This window comes from Lysobacter sp. SCRH-1R, from assembly GCF_057747855.1.
Genome location: NZ_CM173227.1, coordinates 2,699,396 through 2,717,199, shown reverse-complemented (window position 1 = coordinate 2,717,199; position 17,804 = coordinate 2,699,396). Strand labels below are relative to the sequence as shown.

The window sequence follows — 17,804 nt, the reverse complement described above, 5'->3', positions numbered from 1 at the left end:
CGCGAAGCCTCACCAATAGCGGACAATGTCGCCATGCTCCTGACCCATCCGCTGCCCGGCTCCTTCGATCTGCTCGCGCTGCAACGCCTGGCGCCCACGCGCTACCCGCTGCTGCTGGAATCCAGCGCGCACGGCACCGCGCAGGGACGTTGGGACCTGCTGCTCGTGGCCGGCGCAGGACAGCTTCGTCTCGAGGCCGACGGAACGGTGCGCGACGAACGCGGCGCCGACGTCGGCACCGACTTCTTCGCCGCCCTCGATACCCGCTGGCAGCACGAACGCGTGCCGCGCGACGAACCGCGCTGGCCGTTCCGCGGCGGTTGGGCGCTGCTGTTCGGTTACGAGGCCGCGGCGCAGGTCGAGCCGATCCTGCAACTTCCGCGCGCCGAAGGCCGGCTGCCCGTCGCACTTGCGCTGCGCTGCCCGGCGGCCGTGCTGCGCGACCACACCAGCGGCGAGTGTGTGCTCGTCGTGGAAACCGGACAGGACGCCCTGCGCGATGGCGTGCTCGACGACATCGCCCGGCTCGCCGCGCTGGCGCCGTTGCCGACGTGGCGAACGCCACACGCACTCGAAGAAGACGAGCCCGAACGCTTCACCGATGGCGTGCGCCGCGTGCTCGACTATCTCGCCGCGGGCGACGTATTCCAGGCCAACCTCTCGCGCGGCTGGCGCGCCCGCTTCGATCGAAAGGTCGAGGCCGCCGAGCTCTTCCAGCGCCTGCGCGACAACAACCCCGCGCCGTTCGCCGGCGTGTTCGCGGGCGAGGACTGGGCCGTGGTCAGCGCCTCGCCGGAACGTCTGGTGTCGGTGCGCGGCGACGTCGTCGAGACGCGGCCCATCGCCGGCACGCGCCCACGCTTCGCCGGCGACGACGATGCCGCACGCATCCAGGAACTCGTCGGCCATCCGAAGGAACGCGCCGAACACGTGATGCTGATCGATCTGGAGCGCAACGACCTCGGCCGCGTCTGCACGCCGGGCAGCGTCGAAGTGGATGAGCTGATGACGGTCGAGAGCTACGCGCACGTGCACCACATCGTCAGCAACGTGCGCGGTCGCCTGCGCGCGGAGGCGACGCCGGGTCAGGTGATCCGCGCGGTGTTCCCGGGCGGCACGATCACAGGTTGCCCGAAGGTGCGCTGCATGCAGATCATCGCCGAGCTCGAAGGCGTCGGCCGCGGCGCGTACACCGGCGCGATGGGCTGGCTCAACCGCGACGGCGACATGGACCTGAACATCCTGATCCGCAGCGCCGAACTGGAATCCGCGCAAGGCGGTGCGACGCTGCGCTTCCGCACCGGCGCCGGCATCGTCGCCGACTCCGATCCGCGCAAGGAACTCGACGAAACCCGCGCCAAGGCGCGCGGCATGCTGCGCGCGCTGGGAGTCGCCGGGTGAGCGTGCGGCACTTCATCAGCGACGACGCCGTCGCGGGCACCCCCGATCACGATCGGGGCCTCGCCTACGGCGACGGCCTGTTCGAAACGATGCGCGCCCATCAGGGCGAAGTGCACTGGTGGTCCGCGCATTGGCGCCGGTTGCAGCGCGGCGCGCAGGTGCTCGGCCTTGCTCTGCCGGATGAATCGCGCGTCCAGCGCGAGGCGCGAGCGCTGCTCGAGGGCACCGGCGGCGTGCTGAAACTGATCGTCACGCGCGGCACGGGCGGTCGCGGCTACGCACCGCCGGAAAGCCCGACGCCACACTGGATCCTCTCGCGTCACGACGTACCACCTGCCGCGCCTGCCGAAGGCCTCACGCTCCGCTGGTGCGACATGCGACTGGCGCTGCAACCGGCGCTGGCCGGAATCAAGCACTGCAACCGGCTCGAACAGGTGCTGGCGCGCGCCGAATGGCGCGATCCGGACATCCACGACGGCCTCGTGCGCAGCACCGATGGCGACGTCGTCTGCGCCACCGCCGCCAATCTCTTCGTGGTCCACGGTGACCGCTGGACGACCCCGGCCGTGGACCGCTGCGGCATCGCCGGCGTGTGCCGCGAATGGGCGATCGGCGCGCTCGGAGCCCGGGAAGCGCGCCTGGCTGTGACGGACGTCGAAGCGGGCGACGCGGTTTTCCTGTGCAATGCCGCGCGCGGTATCCTGCCCGTGGCGCGGCTCGGCGCTCGCTCATGGCGACCGCATCCGCAGGTGGCGCAACTCCGCCGCCGCCTGGCCGCCGAGCATCCCGCATTCGCCACGGAGGTTGCGTGAGTCGCAAATCTGGACGCCGCCTGGGCGGCTTCTTGTTCGTGCTGCTGTTGATCGCCGCAGGCGTCGGCGCGTATCTGTGGCACCGTTATACGAGCTTCGCCGACGCCCCGCTGGCGGGGTTGGAACCCGGAGAGAGCCTGGTCGTCGAACGCGGCGATTCGCTGCCCTCGGTCGTGCGCAAGCTGCGCGAGGCCGGCGTGCGCCAGGGCGACCTGATCGAATGGCGCGCGCTGGCGCGCCAACTCGGCGCCGCCGGCAAGCTGCAGGCCGGCGAGTACGCGCTGGAGCCCGGCACCTCGCCGCGCGACCTGCTCACCGCGATGCGCGACGGCAAGGTCGTGCGCCGCCGCTTCACCATCGTCGAAGGCTGGAACATCCGCGAACTGCGCGCGGCGCTGGCGCGGGCGAAGGAACTGGAGCAGGAAACCGCGGGTCTCGACGACGCCGCGCTGATGACGGCGCTCGGCCATCCGGGCCAGCATCCGGAGGGCCGCTTCCTGCCGGAAACGTATCTGTTCACCCGTGGCGACAGCGACCTGGACGTGCTCCGCCGTGCGCACGAATCGATGGAAAAGGCGCTCGCCGCCGCGTGGGAGCGCCGCGTGCCGGACAGCGTGCTGAACACCCCGGAGGAAATGCTGATCCTCGCGTCCATCGTCGAGAAGGAGACCGGCATCGCCGAGGAACGCCCGCGCATCGCCGGCCTGTTCGAGCGTCGCCTGAAGATCGGCATGCGCCTGCAGACCGACCCGACGGTGATCTACGGACTGGGAACGAGCTACGCCGGCAACATCCGCAAGGCCGATCTCACCAGCGACACGCCGTACAACACCTACACGCGCGCTGGCCTGCCGCCGACGCCGATCGCGATGCCCGGCGCCGATGCGCTGCAGGCCGTCGCGCGTCCGCAGCGCGGCGAGGAGCTGTACTTCGTCGCGGTCGGCGACGGCAGCGGGCGCCATCTGTTCGCGCGCACGCTGGCCGAACACGAGGCGAACGTGCAGCGATACTTGGTCAAGTATCGCCAGGCGCGCGCGGCCGAACGTGCCATCGAATCCGGCGCGAAGACGCAGGAGCGGCAATGACGCTGCGTTCGTATCCACGCTTCATCACGCTGGAAGGCAGCGAGGGCGCCGGCAAGTCGACCGTGCTCGCGGCATTGCGCGACGTGCTGTCGAACGACTCGCGCGCGACCGTGGTCACGCGCGAGCCCGGCGGCACGCCGCTGGCCGAACAGATCCGCGGCCTGCTGCTCGACACGCACCATGAAACGCCCACGTCCGAAGCCGAGCTGCTGCTGGTCTTCGCGGCGCGCGCGCAGCACGTGCGCGAAACCATCGTGCCGGCGCTGGAGCGCGGCGCGTGGGTGATCAGCGATCGTTTCACCGACGCCAGTTACGCCTACCAGGGCGCGGCGCGCGGCGGCGATGCGGCGTTCATCGGCGAACTGGAACGGCGCGTGGTCGGCATCGCGCCCGGCATGACGCTGCTGCTCGACGTGCCGGTGGCCATCGGTCTGCAACGCGCGCGCGGACGCGGTGCCGCCGACCGCATCGAGGCCGAACGCGAGGACTTCTTCGAACGCGTGCGCGAAGGCTACCTCGCGCGCGCCGCGGCCGAACCGGCGCGGTTCCGCGTGATCGACGCCACGCAGCCGGCCGACATCGTCGCCGCGCAGGCGGTCGCGCACCTGCGCGCATGGATGGAAGCGAACGCATGATCGCCGCGATCCCGAACTTCGCGCCGTGGCAGCAGCGCGTGTACGAACAGGCCGTGACGGCGCTCGACGCGGGACGGCTCGCGCACGGGCTGTTGTTCTGCGGCCCGGCGAAACTGGGCAAGCGCGCCGTGGCCGAACGCCTCGCGCGACGCGTGCTGTGCCAGCAGCCGGTCGCCGGCGGCGAGCCCTGCGGCGCCTGCCGGAGCTGCCACCTGATCGACGCCGGCACGCATCCGGATTACCACGTCGTCTCGTTCGTTCCGAACAAGGAAGGCACGCGGCTGCGCACCGAGATCGTGATCGAGCAGATCCGCCAGCTGTCCGAGCAGCTCGCGCTGACGCCGCAATACGGTGGCGCGCAGGTGGCGATCCTCAACCCGGCCGAAGCCATCAACAACGCCGCGTGCAACGCGTTGCTGAAGACGCTGGAGGAACCGGTGCCGGGTCGCTACCTGTGGCTGGTGAGCGCGCATCCGGCGCGATTGACGGCGACGATCCGCAGCCGCTGCCAGCGTTACGAATTCAGGTTGCCGCCGCACGACGACGCGCTGGCGTGGCTGCGCGCGTGCGGGCACGCCGAGGCCGCCGCGCGCGAAGCGCTCGACGCCGCGCGCGGGCATCCCGGCCTGGCGCACGAATGGCTGGAGAACGACGGCCTCAAGCTGCGCCGCGACGTCGCCGCCGATCTGGCGAAGCTGGGTCGCGGCGACGCGGGGGCCGTGGAAATCGCCCAGCGCTGGGTCGGGGATGAACAGGCGGCGCTGCGTCTGCGGCACGCCGCGGACCTCGCGCTGGCCGAGGCATCCGGCTTGACCGACCCAGTGCGAACGCGCAGTCTGGCCGCGTGGTTCGACCAGGCGAACCGGACCCGGGACCTGTTGCGCACGACGGTGCGGGCGGACCTCGCGGTCACCGAATTGTTGCTGGCCTGGCGCGGCGCGAGCGGCGCCCGGGCGTCAGGGGGAAGCAGGAGATGAGCGGTATGAACGCAGCGGGCGGCGCGCGCCAGGGCATCCTGTCGTGCGCGATCAAGGACAAGGCGCAGCTCTACAGCGCCTACATGCCGTTCCTCAAGAGCGGCGGCATCTTCGTACCCACGCCCAAGCGCTACTTCCTCGGCGACGAGGTCTTCCTGCTGCTCACGCTGCCCGAATCGAGCGAACGCCTGCCGGTCGCCGGCAAGGTCGTCTGGGTGACGCCAGTGGGCGCGCAGGGCAACCGCCCGGCCGGCATCGGCGTGCAGTTCGCCGACACCGCCGAAGGCGAAACCGTGAAGGGCAAGATCGAAGCCCTGCTGGCCGGCACGCTTACCGCCGAGCGGCCGACGCATACGATGTGAGCCGCGCGCGGCTGGATCAACGCGGCGCGCCGTCGAGGAAATCCAGCAGCTGCCCGGCGATGACCGGATAGCTGAAACGCTTCGCCACGAATTCGCGGGCCCTCACGCCGAGCGCATCACGCAACTTCGCATCGCACAGCCGCAGGATCGCGTCATCCCCGCGAAAGCCGGGATGACGATGTTCTTGGGATGACGATCTTCCCGGTACGACAATCCTTCGCGGGACACGGCTTGCTCCTGTAGCCCGGGCAAGCGAAGCGCACCCGGGTTGGAGAGGCGACCGCGCTCCCGGGTGCGCTTCGCTTACCCGGGCTACAAAAGCGGCTGCTCTTTGCTCGTCATCCCCGCTTGCAACGTGATGAGCAACAAACGCCGCGCTGCACGCACGGAGCAGTTATTGCCGGCCCCGCACCACGAGCCGCCGAGCCAAGCGCGTCAGGCCGCCCGCGAAACCGCAGCCTGCCCGCGCAGCGTCGGATTGTCCCAGCCCGGTCGCGGCTTGAAACGATCGCCGTAGCGCTGCTGGAGGATCTCCAGTCGCGCCACCAGGTTGTCGACGCCCGTTTCGCGCACGTACTGGATCGGGCCGCCGCGGAACGGGGCGAAGCCGGTGCCGAAGATCACGCCGGCGTCGAGCAGTTCCGCATCGTCCACCACGCCTTCGTGCAGGCACGCCACCGCTTCGTTGATCAGCGGCATGATCAGGCGGTCCTCCAGATCGGAGGGGATCTGGTAATCCTTCGGCAGCGCGGGCTTCACCGGTTTGCCGTTCTCCCACTTGTACAGGCCCTGGCCGTCCTTCTTGCCTCGCTTTCCGGCTTGCGGCGGCGTGGAGAGCGACGCCGGGATCGGCAGGCCGAGGAACGGCGCGAGCTCCGCGCCCACGCCCGCCGCGACGTCCAGGCCCACCGTGTCGATCAGCTCGATCGGGCCCATCGGCATGCCGAACTTCACCGCGGCCTTGTCGATCGCCGCGCCCGGAATGCCATCGGCGTAGGCGGTCGCCGCCTCGAGCATGTACGGGAACAGCACGCGGTTGACGAGGAAGCCCGGCGTGCCCGCGACCGGCACCGGCAGTTTGTCGATCGCCTTGCAGAACGCCGCCAGGCGCTGCTCCGTCTGCGGCGCGACGCGATCGTGGTGGATGATTTCCACCAGCGGCATCAGCGCCACCGGGTTGAAGTAGTGCAGGCCGGCGAAATGCACGGGACGCGCGATGTGTTCGCGCAGTTCGGTCAGCGGGATCGACGAGGTGTTGGTCGTCAGCAGCGCGTCGAACTTCATCCGCGGTTCCAGCGAGGCGTACAGCTCGCGCTTGGCTTCGGCGTTCTCGATGATCGCCTCGATGACGAGGTCCGCATCGGCCACGCCGTCGCCGGCGAGGTCGCCCTTCAACCGCGCCGCGACCGAGGCTCGCTTGGCCTCGTCCTTCACCTTCTTCTCGAACAGCGCCTGCGCGCGGGTCAGCGCGGCATCGATGAAGCGCTGTTCGCGATCCTGCAGCGTGACGTCGAACCCCTTGCACGCCGACCATGCGGCGATGTCGCCGCCCATCACGCCGGCGCCGACCACGTGGACATGGCGGATGCCGTGATCCTTTCCGCCCAGGCCCTTCAGCCGTTCCTGCAGGAAGAACACGCGGATGAGATTGCGCGCGGTCGGCGTGGACGCGAGCTTCACCACCGCCTTGCGTTCGGCCGAGAGCTGCTGCTGGATGCCGCCGCCCGCGTTCGCCCAGCTGTTGATCAGTGCGTACGGCGCGGGGTAGTGCTCCCTGCGCGCCTTGCGTGCGACCTGCTTGGTCAGCATCGGCGCGAGCAGCTTGCGGGCGGGCAGGGTGTTCGTCGCCCAGCCGAGGAAGCGCTGCTTGAACGGACGCTGCGCGCCGGCCCTCAGCGCGAAGGCGACCGCAACGTCGACCAGCGTGGCGGGATCGGTGACCTTGTCCACCAGTCCGTTCGCGCGCGCGGCCGAGGCCGAGAGCGTGCGGCCGGTCAGCATCATGTCGAACGCCGCCGGCGCGCCGATCAGGCGCGGCAGGCGCACGCTGCCGCCCCAGCCCGGGAAAATGCCGAGCTTCACTTCCGGCAGGCCGATGCGCGTGGACGGATCGTTGCTGGCGACGCGGTAGCGGCACGCCAGCGAGATCTCGGTGCCGCCGCCCATGCAGAAGCCGTGGATCGCCGCGACCGTTGGGCAGGGCAGTTCGGCCAGGCGCTGGAAGGTCTGCTGGCCGCGACGGATCGCGTCGCCGACCGTGCCCTTTTCGTCGAAGGCCTGGAATTCCCGGATGTCGGCGCCGGCGATGAAGCCCGAGGTCTTGGCCGAGCGCAGCACCACGCCCTTGGGCGGATCCAGCGCGAGGCGTTCGATCAGGGTGTCCAGTTCGATCAGCACGTCCTGCGAGAACGTGTTCACCGGCGTGCCGGCCTTGTCGAAGGACAGCAGCAGCACGCCGTCGGGGCGCAGCTCGGTCTGCCAGTGCTGGAAGCGAAGCCCGTCGAAGCCAGCCGTCATGGGAGGCACCATCCGTTCAGGTATGGAGAGACCGCTATCATCCCGAGGATGTTTCGCCGGCGTCAATCGCCGCGTCTTCCGCACCTCCCGCCGGACCCCTGACGGCCGGCGCTTGCGGGCCATCGGCGCATCCCCATTAATGATCGTGATTCAGTCTTCGCCCCGTTGAACGTCGTGTTGAACCCGCCGTTGAACTTTCGTCCTCCGGGGTTGTCCATTCGTTCGGCCATGGCCGAGCTGACAGGAGCGCCGGCGCGGTATGGCCGAAACGACGTTGCACAAAGATGCTGAGTTGGACCAGGAGCTGGTCGCGCGCGTGCAGCGAGGCGACGGCGCGGCCTTCGATGCGCTGGTGCGCAAGTACCAGCACCGGATCACCGCGCTGATCGGCCGCTACGTCGCCGACTGGAGCGAATGCCAGGACGTGGCCCAGGAAACCTTCATCCGCGCCTACCGGGCGCTGCCGAACTTCCGGGGCGACGCGCAGTTCTATACATGGTTGCACCGTATCGCCGTGAATACCGCCAAGAACCACCTGGTCGCACAGAACCGCCGCCCCCCGACGGACGACGTCGATGCCGGCGAGGCGGAACTGTTCGACACCGGCACGCGGCTGCGCGACACCGACACGCCGGAACATGAACTGTTGCGGCAGGAAATCGAACGCACGGTGATGCGTGTGGTCGAAGGACTGCCGGAGGAACTGAGGGCCGCGATCACCCTGCGCGAGGTGGACGGCCTGAGCTACGAGGACATCGCGCAGAAGATGGGGTGCCCCATCGGTACGGTCCGCTCGCGCATCTTCCGCGCGCGCGAGGCGATCGATACCGAACTGCGGCCCCTGCTGGACCACGACACTGCGAAAGCCACCAAGCGATGACTTCCAACCAACGATCCATCGACGATCGACCCACCCAGGACCGCGAGACGCTGTGCGCGCTGTTCGACGGCGAGTTGCGCGGCGACGAAGCGCGCTTCGCGTTGAAGCGGCTGGGCCATGACGTGCAGTGGCGCGACACCGTCGGCCGGTGGCAGTTGTACGGCGACGCGTTGCGCGGACAGGCGCAGGGCATCGCAGGGAGCCGTTTCGCCGATCGCGTGGCGCTGGCGATCCGCGAAGAGGAATCGCTGCATGTCGCGATGCCGGCGAAAGCCGTCGGCGGACGTCGCGCCTGGGCCGGCGGCTGGATGGGCGGTGCGCTCGCGGCATCGGTCGCGGTCGCGGCGTTGTTCGTGACGCGACCGTTCACCGACGACGCGCCTTCGACGGGCGATCGCGTTTCTCCCCAGGTCGCCAGCGCGCCGGGCGCCGCGGTGTCGCGCATCGCCGCCGGTGCGGCCTCGCGCACGCCGGTCGCGCCGGCCGCCACGCCCGCGACGCCGGGCACGACCGATCCGCAGTCGCCGGGCGCCACACTCGCCGCGAGCGCGGCGGCCGTGGCCGCGATCGAGGCCCCGCGTCGCGCCAGCCGCGCCGCGCGCAACACGAATCCACGCGTGCCACGCGTCACGCGTGCGATCGAGCAACCCACCGTCGCGAGTGCCGACATCGCCCGCACCGCCGTCGCCGATGCGACCCCGTCGATTGTCGCGCCGACTCCGGCGAAGCCGTTCCAGCCCGAACACATGGAGCCGGCTTCGCGTCCTTGGCCGCGCGCGGTGTTGCCGCAGTACGGCGGCAGCGGCGCGCTGACCGCCAGCTTCGGCGGAAACAGCGCCGCCTCGCCTTCGTTCTATCCGTTCGAGCCGCAGACCGCGATGCCCGCCGCCGAAGAAAGCCCGGCGCCACGCGAGTCCCAGGACTGACCCCACGGACGGGCCCGCTCCCGCGATCGGGCCCGCAGCGATCCCCACTTCCTCGCGCCGTGAAAACGGCGTACCGCCCACACTCATCCCAACGTTTTCCCGAGGCCCGATGCCGATGAACCGCACGCCCCGTTCCCCCCTGCGCAGCATCTTCCTGGTCGCCGCGATCGCCGCGGCGCTCCCGGTCGCCTGCACGGCGCAGCCGCCCGCGAATCCGATCGCACAGCCGCCTGCCGCGACGCCGGCGCCGCCGCTGGTCTCGGGCCTGCCGGACTTCACCAACCTGGTGCAGCGTGTCGGCCCGGCCGTGGTCAACATCCGCGCCGAAGTCGCGCCGCGTCGCACCGCGCGCGGGCAGATGCCGGACGAGGAGCAGATTCCCGAAATCTTCCGCCGCTTCTTCGGCGATGAGCTGCCGTTCCCCGGCGGTCCCGGCGGCCCGGGTCCGCGCGGCCCGCGCGGCGGCGGCACCTCGCTGGGCAGCGGCTTCCTGATGTCGGCCGACGGCTACGTCATGACCAACCACCACGTGGTCGATGGCGCGGACAGCGTGACGGTCACGCTGTCGGATCGTCGCGAGTTCCCGGCCAAGGTCGTCGGCAGCGACGAGCAGTCGGACGTCGCGCTGCTGAAGATCGACGCCAAGGGCCTGCCGTTCCTGCGCATGGCGCCAGCGAATGCGACGAAGGCCGGTCAGTGGGTGATCGCCATCGGTTCGCCGTTCGGCCTGGATCATTCGGTGACCGCCGGCATCGTCAGCGCGGTCGGCCGCGCCAATCCGTACGCGAACCAGCGCTACGTGCCCTTCATCCAGACCGACGTGGCCATCAACCAGGGCAACTCGGGCGGCCCGCTGCTCAACACCAGCGGCGAAGTGGTCGGCATCAATTCGCAGATCTTCAGCAACTCCGGCGGCTACATGGGCGTGAGCTTCGCGATCCCGATCGACGTCGCGATGAGCGCGGCCGAACAGCTGCGCGCGACCGGCAAGGTCAGCCGCGGCCAGTTGGGCGTGCAGGTGCAGGCGCTGACCAGCGAATCGGCGAAGGCGCTCGGCCTGCCCGACAGCAGCGGCGCGCTGATCGCCGACGTGCTGCCCGGCAGCCCGGCGGAAAAGGCCGGCATCGAACGCGGCGACGTGATCCGCGCCGTCGACGGCCGCACCATCGACGATTCGGCCGACCTGCCGCCGATCATCGGCAACATGGCGCCGGGCACGAAGGCGAAGGTCACGCTGATCCGCGACGGGCGCACGATCGACAAGACCGTGACCGTCAACGAACTAGACGAGCTGGCCGGCAACGGTCGGGCGACCCCGCGGCCGGCCACCGATGGCGGTTCCGCCAAGCCGTCGTCCGGCAACGCACTGGGCCTGGTCGGTCAGGACCTGTCGGCGGGCGAACGCCAGCGCCTGGGCCTGCGGTCGGGCGAGGGCGTGCTGATCCGCAACCCGGGCGACTCCGGCGCCGAAGCCGGCCTGCGTCCGGGCGATGTGGTCCTGCAGGTCGGCCGCAGCGCGGTCGGCTCCGCCGCCGCGCTCGACAAGGAGCTGGGCTCGGTGAAGTCCGGCGACACCGTGATGCTGCTGGTCCGCCGCCAGGGTTCCACGCAGTTCATCGCCGTCACCGCGCAGGACGACGCCCAGACCGGCTGAGGTCCATCACCGCCATCCCGGCGCCCGCCATGGCGTGGCGCCGGGACCGGCTGCGGCGGGGCCTGTGCGATAATCGCGCGTTGATTTCAAGGAACGGCCAGCCTCGCGCGCCCCCGCATGCAGCAGATCAGAAACTTCTCCATCATCGCCCACGTCGACCACGGCAAGTCGACGCTCGCGGACCGCATCATCCAGCTCTGCGGCGGCCTCGAAGCCCGCGAGATGGAAGCGCAGGTGCTCGACTCCAACCCGATCGAGCGCGAACGCGGCATCACCATCAAGGCCCAGTCCGTGTCGCTGCCATACAAGGCGCGCGACGGCCAGACCTACTACCTCAACTTCATCGACACGCCCGGCCACGTCGACTTCAGCTACGAAGTCAGCCGCTCGCTGGCCGCCTGCGAGGGCGCGCTGCTGGTGGTCGACGCCGCGCAGGGCGTCGAGGCGCAGTCGGTCGCCAACTGCTACACCGCGGTGGAGCAGGGGCTGGAGGTCGTGCCGGTCCTCAACAAGATCGATCTGCCGACCGCGGACATCGAGCGCGCCAAGGCCGAGATCGAGGCCGTCATCGGCATCGACGCCGAGGACGCGGTCGCCATCAGCGCCAAGACCGGCCTGAACGTCGTGGACGTGCTGGAGGCGATCGTGCATCGCATCCCGCCGCCGAAGCCGCGCGACACCGACAAGCTGCAGGCGCTGATCATCGACTCGTGGTTCGACAACTACCTGGGCGTGGTCTCGCTGGTGCGCGTGATGCAGGGCGAGATCCGCGCGGGCAGCAAGATCCTGGTGATGTCGACCGGTCGCACGCACCAGGTCGACCAGGTCGGCGTCTTCACCCCCAAGCGCAAGGTGCTCGACAAGCTCGGCGCCGGCGAGGTGGGCTGGATCACGGCGTCGATCAAGGACGTGCACGGCGCGCCGGTCGGCGACACGCTCACGCTGGCGGGCGATCCCGCGCCCAAACCGCTGCCGGGCTTCCAGGAAATGCAGCCGCGCGTGTTCGCCGGCCTGTTCCCGGTGGACGCCGAGGACTATCCGGACCTGCGCGAAGCGCTGGAAAAACTGCGCCTCAACGACGCCGCGCTGCGTTTCGAACCGGAAAGCTCCGAGGCGATGGGCTTCGGCTTCCGCTGCGGCTTCCTCGGCATGCTGCACATGGAAATCGTGCAGGAGCGCCTTGAGCGCGAGTACAACCTCAACCTGATCACCACCGCGCCGACGGTGATCTATGAGGTGCTGCGCACCGACGGCGAGATCGTCCCCATGGACAACCCGGCCAAGCTGCCGCCGGTGAACATGGTCGAGGAGATCCGCGAGCCGATCATCCGCGCCAACATCCTCACGCCCGAGGCGTACATCGGCAACATCATCAAGCTGTGCGAGGAAAAGCGCGGCGTGCAGCTGGGCATCCAGTACCTGGCCAGCCAGGTGCAGATCAGCTACGAGCTGCCGATGGCCGAAGTGGTGCTGGACTTCTTCGACAAGCTCAAGTCGGTCAGCCGCGGCTACGCTTCGCTGGACTACCACTTCCTGCGCTTCGACGCCGGCCCGTTCGTGCGCGTGGACACGCTCATCAACGGCGACAAGGTCGACGCGCTCTCCATCATCTGCCATCGCAGCCATGCCGACCGCCGCGGTCGCGAGCTGTGCGAGAAGATGAAGGAACTGATCCCGCGCCAGATGTTCGACGTGGCGATCCAGGCGGCGATCGGCTCGCAGATCATCGCCCGCACCACGGTCAAGGCGCTGCGCAAGAACGTGCTGGCCAAGTGCTACGGCGGCGACATCACCCGCAAGAAGAAGCTCCTCGAGAAGCAGAAAGAGGGCAAGAAGCGGATGAAGCAGGTCGGCCGCGTCGAGATCCCGCAGGAGGCGTTCCTGGCCGTCCTGCAGGTGGACAAGTAATAAAGGCGATGCCGCGGCGTTTTCCTACGTCCGGGCGGGGAGTTCCCGCCAGCTTCGGGAAGGGTTCGCCCATGACGGACGGCACGCACGCGGCTATCCTCGCCATGGCAGGTTGCCGGGGGGCGACCTGCGCGGTCCCCGGGCCTTCCTGCCCGGCCTCGGTCCACTCGTCCGTATTCCCGTTCCCCGCTCTGCCAAGGAGCATGCATGCGCTGGTTTGAAATCGCCCTGGTCGTCCTGACCCTGTTCACCGGCCTGGTGTGGCTGCTCGACAAGCTGGTGCTCGCCAAGCGCCGCGAAGCGCGACAGGGCCTGCTGGACGACGGCAAGGAGCCGATCGTCGTCGACTATTCCAAGGCCTTCTTCCCGGTGCTGGCGGTGGTGCTGATCCTGCGCAGCTTCGTGGCCGAGCCGTTCCGCATCCCGTCCAACTCGATGATGCCGACGCTGCTGACCGGCGACTTCATCCTCGTCAACAAGTTCACCTACGGCCTGCGCCTGCCGATCAACAACCACAAGTTCCTCGGCATCGGCGAACCGGAGCGCGGCGACGTGGTGGTGTTCCGCCCGCCTCACCATCCCGACCAGGACTGGATCAAGCGCGTCGTCGGCCTGCCGGGCGATCGCGTGGGCTACCACGACAACCAGGTCAGCGTGAACGGCAAGGTGCTCGGCTACGCGCCGGTGGGCGTGTACCAGGGCAAGGGCAACGGCACCGAGATGACCGGCGCCGAGGAACTGCAGGAAAACCTGCTGGGCCGAGAGCATCGCGTGCTCGAACGCACCAACCTGCCGTTCATCGACCAAGGCGAAGGCGACTGGATCGTGCCGCCGGGTCACTATTTCGTGATGGGCGACAACCGCGACAACAGCGAGGACAGCCGATACTGGGGCTTCCTGCCGGAGCAGAACCTGCGCGGCAAGGCGTTCCTGATCTGGATGAACTTCGACGGTGGCGTGGACACCTCGCGCATCGGCAACAGAATCCAGTAAGACACTGCCTGCGGCGGCGGGGGAGCGCGCCGCTCGCGGGTTCGAAGCTGACTCATGGGGGATAGAAAAAATGAAGCGTACGCAGAGCGGCATCACGCTGATCGGGTTCATCGTGGTGCTGGCCGTGGTCGGTGTGTTCGTCTACATGGGCATCAAGGTGGTGCCGATGTACACCGAGTTCTTCGCGGTGAAGAAGGCGTTGAGCCAGCTTTCCGAGGAACCGGGCATCACGCGGGAAGACCCCGCGCGCATCAAGGAGCTGTTCTTCCGCCGCCTGGACATCAGCTACGCCGACAGCGTGAAGAAGAACAACGTGAACGTGCTGCGCCGCGACGCGGGGTTCCTCGTCACGGTCAACTATGAAGTCCGCCGTCCCCTCATCTCCAACATCGACGTGGTCGGGCGCTTCAACGCCGAGCAGAGCCTGAGCCGTAGTGAGTGATGCGATCGGCCACCGCTTCGCGCGCCCGGAACTGCTGCAGCAGGCGCTGACGCACCGCAGTGCCGGTGCGCCACACAACGAGCGGCTGGAGTTCCTCGGCGACGCACTGGTGAACCTGATCGTTGCCGAGGCGCTGTACACGCACTGGCCGCGCGCCGATGAAGGCGCGCTCACGCGCGCGCGCGCCGAGCTGGTGCGCGAATCCGCGCTGGCGCCGATCGCGCGCACGCTCGAGTTGGGCCCGCGCCTCACGCTGGGACCGGGCGAGATGAAGTCCGGGGGGCATCGGCGCGATTCCATCCTGGCCGACGCGCTGGAGGCGGTGATCGCCGCCATCTACCTGGATTCGGATTTCCCGACCTGCCGGGCCGTGGTGATGCCGTGGTTCGAGGCGGCCATCGCCGCGCTGCCGCCGCCGCACAAGGTGGGGAAGGACGCCAAGACCCGCCTGCAGGAATGGTTGCAGGCCCGGCAGAAGCCGCTGCCGGTCTACGCGCTGCTCGCCGAATCCGGCGAGGACCATGCCAAGAGCTTCCAGGTCAGCTGCACGCTCGGCCAGCCGTCGCTGGTCGCCGAGGGCGTCGGCAACTCGCGACGCGCGGCCGAGCAGGCCGCCGCCGAGGCCGTGCTGGAATTGCTGCAGGAGCGCTGAGCGCCCGCTTTCGCCGCACGCTCCCGGGCGGCGCCTTACAATTCCCAGCATGAATACCCCCGCCCATCGCGCCGGCCACGTGGCCGTCATCGGCCGTCCGAACGTCGGCAAATCCACCCTGGTCAACGCCCTGGTCGGCGCGAAGGTCAGCATCACCTCCAGCCGCCCGCAGACCACGCGCCACCAGTTGCTCGGCATCGCCACCTTCCCGGAGGGCCAGCTGCTGCTGGTCGACACCCCGGGCATCCACCGCGAGCAGAAGCGCGCGATGAACCGTTGGATGAACCGCGCCGCCCGCGGCGCCCTGGAAGGGGTGGACGCGGCCGTGCTCGTGGTGCGCGCCGGGCAATGGGACGACGAGGACGCGCTCGCCTACGACGCCCTGACGAAGGCGGGCGTCCCGGTGGTGCTCGTGGTCAACCAGGTCGATCGCATCAAGGACAAGGCGGCGCTGCTGCCGTACCTGGCCAAGGTCAGCGAAGGCCGCGACTTCGCCGGCGTGCATCCGGTTTCCGCGCTCAAGCGAACCGGTCTGGACCCGCTGGTGAAGACCATCCTCGCGCAGCTTCCCGAACAACCCGCGCTCTATGGCGAGGACGAGATCACCGACAAGAGCCAGCGCTTCCTCGCCGGGGAGATGGTCCGCGAACAGCTCATGCGCCAGCTCGGCGAGGAACTGCCGTACGCGACGACAGTGGAGATCGAGAAGTTCGAAGTCGACGGCAACCTGTTGCGCATCGGCGCGGTGATCTGGGTCGAACGCGACGGCCAGAAGGCCATCGTCATCGGCAAGGGCGGCGAACGCCTGCGCGAGATCGGTGCCCGCGCGCGCCAGCAGATGGAACGCCTGTTCGGCAACAAGGTGTTCCTGGAAACCTGGGTCCGCGTCCGCGAAGGCTGGTCGGACGACGAGGCGGCGCTGCGGGCATTCGGCTACCACGATTGAGGCAGGAACGAGTGGAGAGGAACGAGGAACGAGTGTCGCGCTCACGACTAACCCGTTTCCCCGTCGGTCGTTCCTAGCATCATGCGTCTCAGCGCCGAACCCGCCTTCGTCCTGCACGCGCGCCCCTGGCGCGAGACCAGCCTGCTGGTCGAAGTGCTGAGCGAACACCACGGCCGGCTCGGCCTGGTCGCGCGCGGCGTGCAGGGGCCGAAAAAGCAGGCGCTGCGTGCGGCGTTGCAGCCGCTGCAGTGGATCCGGCTGGATGCGGTGCAGGTCGGCGAGCTGGCACGGTTGAACACCGCGGAGGCGCTAGATGTCGCGCCACGTCTGTCCGGCGAGGCGATGCTCTCGGGTTTCTATCTCAACGAACTCACTCTGCGCCTTGCGCCGCGCCAGGACCCCGCGCCGGAACTCTACGAAGCCTACGGTCGCGCCCGCGCACGACTCGGCGCCGCCGAGCCGCTCGCATGGACGCTGCGCCGTTACGAGCGCGACCTGCTCGACGCCCTGGGCTTCGGCTTCGACTGGGCCAACGACGGCGACGGCGTACCGATCGATCCGGCGGCACGCTACCGGCTCGATCCCGAATACGGTCCGCGCCGGGTGCTGAGCGATCGCGGGCACGGCGATCGCAGCCAGGCCGCCACCGGCCGCGGGCTGCTCGCGCTGGCCGACGACCGGTTGCCGGAATCCGACGACCTGCCGGGTCTTCGCCGCGCCATGCGCGACGTCCTCGCGCATTATCTCGGCCCGCGCGGGCTCAAGTCGTGGGACATGCTTGCCGAGTTGAACCGCGTTTCGCGCGCCCCGGATCAAAGCGCGGCCGACTGAGCCTCGGTGAGCGGTGCCCGGAACGACGGGACGTCGGCGTGCGCGAGCGTTTCGTTTGCGACGTGTTCCAGCGCCGCCAGCCGGGCCGTCGACGAGGGTTCCTCCTGCAACGTCTGCACGGCCGCGGCGAGGCGTTGCGCCCCGACGAAGCCGCAACTGGCGCGCAGCCGATGCAGGTCGCCACGCACCGAGTCCAGGTCGCCGCGTTCGGCCGCGGTGGAAATCGCATAGACCGACTTCGCCAGCTCCTGCACGAACAGATCGCGCAGCGTGTCCACGTGCGTGCGGTTGCCGTTGAGCGCGAGCGTCGCCGCGTCGTCGTCCCATAGCGGCAGCTCGTCGCCGGCCACCGCGAGGGCCACCGGTGCGCTGTCCGACGCGACGCCGAGCACGCGACGCAGCGCGGATTGCACGGTGATGGCGGGCATCGGCTTGACCAGCGCCTCTGCGAAGCCGGCGGCGACCAGCGCGTCCAGCACCTGCGCCTCGTGCGCGGCGGTGTGCGCGATGGCCGGCGTGCGCGGATCGCGTTCGCGCAGTCGGGCCAGCAGTTCCTCGCCGCTGCCGTCGGGCAGGCGCGCATCGATCATCCACGCCGAATACGCCTGCGAGGACGCAAGCGCCCACGCCGCGGCCATGGTGTCGACGGCGTCGACGTCGGCCGGCGTCGCGCGCAGCGCGGCGGTGAGGAAGGTACGGCTGGTCGGATCGTCCTCGACCAGCAGGATGCGGGGGAGCATGTCGGGCATCATCGGCATTTCGCGTCCTGTCGGTATGCTGATC

Annotated in this window: 17 protein-coding genes; 15 read left to right on the top strand and 2 right to left on the bottom strand. The window is 69.4% G+C overall.

The genetic code is table 11. From position 1 onward, the window contains the following. The first annotated feature begins 33 nt into the window (after positions 1-33). From AC3ANK_RS12310 to AC3ANK_RS12285, 6 genes are read left to right on the top strand one after another with little or no spacing between them, the layout of a single operon-like run. A complete protein-coding gene (locus tag AC3ANK_RS12310) occupies positions 34-1,401 on the top strand; it encodes an aminodeoxychorismate synthase component I (protein ID WP_484171324.1) in 1,368 nt (455 codons plus the stop codon). Further along, the gene (gene pabC, locus AC3ANK_RS12305; RefSeq protein WP_484171323.1) at positions 1,398-2,213 is read left to right on the top strand and encodes an aminodeoxychorismate lyase; all 816 of its coding nucleotides are present in this window, start codon (positions 1,398-1,400) and stop codon (positions 2,211-2,213) included. The genes AC3ANK_RS12310 and pabC overlap by 4 nt, the downstream gene beginning before the upstream one ends. Further along, complete coding sequence (gene mltG, locus AC3ANK_RS12300) at positions 2,210-3,298, top strand: endolytic transglycosylase MltG (protein ID WP_484171322.1); 1,089 nt, start codon at positions 2,210-2,212, stop codon at positions 3,296-3,298. Before pabC ends, mltG begins: the two co-directional genes overlap by 4 nt. Beyond that, on the top strand, positions 3,295-3,933 hold the full coding sequence (gene tmk / locus AC3ANK_RS12295) for a dTMP kinase (RefSeq protein WP_206861075.1): 639 nt from the start codon (positions 3,295-3,297) through the stop codon (positions 3,931-3,933). The genes mltG and tmk overlap by 4 nt, the downstream gene beginning before the upstream one ends. After that, positions 3,930-4,910, top strand: coding sequence for a DNA polymerase III subunit delta' (locus tag AC3ANK_RS12290; RefSeq protein ID WP_484171321.1), 981 nt, complete (start codon positions 3,930-3,932; stop codon positions 4,908-4,910). The genes tmk and AC3ANK_RS12290 overlap by 4 nt, the downstream gene beginning before the upstream one ends. After that, entirely contained in the window at positions 4,907-5,272 is a 366-nt protein-coding gene (locus AC3ANK_RS12285) for a PilZ domain-containing protein (RefSeq protein WP_206861073.1), read from the top strand. The genes AC3ANK_RS12290 and AC3ANK_RS12285 overlap by 4 nt, the downstream gene beginning before the upstream one ends. 435 nt (positions 5,273-5,707) lie before the next feature. On the opposite strand, the gene AC3ANK_RS12280 is transcribed toward AC3ANK_RS12285, so the two are convergent. Then, positions 5,708-7,789, bottom strand: coding sequence for a 3-hydroxyacyl-CoA dehydrogenase NAD-binding domain-containing protein (locus AC3ANK_RS12280; RefSeq protein ID WP_484171320.1), 2,082 nt, complete (start codon positions 7,787-7,789; stop codon positions 5,708-5,710). 259 nt (positions 7,790-8,048) lie between these two features. On the opposite strand from AC3ANK_RS12280, the gene rpoE reads away from it, so the two are divergent. From rpoE to recO, 9 genes are all read left to right on the top strand, one after another. Continuing rightward, entirely contained in the window at positions 8,049-8,669 is a 621-nt protein-coding gene (gene rpoE, locus AC3ANK_RS12275; RefSeq protein WP_206861071.1) for an RNA polymerase sigma factor RpoE, read from the top strand. Continuing rightward, entirely contained in the window at positions 8,666-9,595 is a 930-nt protein-coding gene (locus AC3ANK_RS12270; RefSeq protein ID WP_484171319.1) for a sigma-E factor negative regulatory protein, read from the top strand. The genes rpoE and AC3ANK_RS12270 overlap by 4 nt, the downstream gene beginning before the upstream one ends. A gap of 115 nt (positions 9,596-9,710) precedes the next feature. Continuing rightward, complete coding sequence (locus tag AC3ANK_RS12265) at positions 9,711-11,249, top strand: DegQ family serine endoprotease (RefSeq protein WP_484171318.1); 1,539 nt, start codon at positions 9,711-9,713, stop codon at positions 11,247-11,249. Positions 11,250-11,366: 117 nt separating this feature from the next. Then, positions 11,367-13,157, top strand: a complete 1,791-nt coding sequence (gene lepA / locus AC3ANK_RS12260; protein WP_484171317.1) for a translation elongation factor 4 — start codon at positions 11,367-11,369, stop codon at positions 13,155-13,157. Between the two features lie 207 nt (positions 13,158-13,364). Then, positions 13,365-14,150, top strand: coding sequence for a signal peptidase I (lepB, locus tag AC3ANK_RS12255; protein ID WP_206861067.1), 786 nt, complete (start codon positions 13,365-13,367; stop codon positions 14,148-14,150). A 70-nt stretch (positions 14,151-14,220) separates the two neighbouring features. Further along, positions 14,221-14,592: a DUF4845 domain-containing protein gene (locus AC3ANK_RS12250; protein ID WP_206861066.1), complete on the top strand. Its 372-nt coding sequence runs from the start codon at positions 14,221-14,223 to the stop codon at positions 14,590-14,592. Continuing rightward, positions 14,585-15,244, top strand: coding sequence for a ribonuclease III (gene rnc / locus AC3ANK_RS12245; protein WP_206861065.1), 660 nt, complete (start codon positions 14,585-14,587; stop codon positions 15,242-15,244). Before AC3ANK_RS12250 ends, rnc begins: the two co-directional genes overlap by 8 nt. A 49-nt stretch (positions 15,245-15,293) precedes the next feature. Next, complete coding sequence (era, locus tag AC3ANK_RS12240; protein ID WP_206861064.1) at positions 15,294-16,190, top strand: GTPase Era; 897 nt, start codon at positions 15,294-15,296, stop codon at positions 16,188-16,190. Between the two features lie 81 nt (positions 16,191-16,271). Beyond that, positions 16,272-17,021 (top strand): DNA repair protein RecO, encoded by a 750-nt coding sequence (gene recO / locus AC3ANK_RS12235; protein ID WP_206861063.1) that lies wholly within the window; start codon positions 16,272-16,274, stop codon positions 17,019-17,021. On the opposite strand, the gene AC3ANK_RS12230 is transcribed toward recO, so the two are convergent. Next, entirely contained in the window at positions 17,003-17,779 is a 777-nt protein-coding gene (locus AC3ANK_RS12230) for a response regulator (RefSeq protein WP_484171316.1), read from the bottom strand. The two genes, recO and AC3ANK_RS12230, sit on opposite strands and share 19 nt — an antisense overlap. Positions 17,780-17,804: the final 25 nt, after the last annotated feature.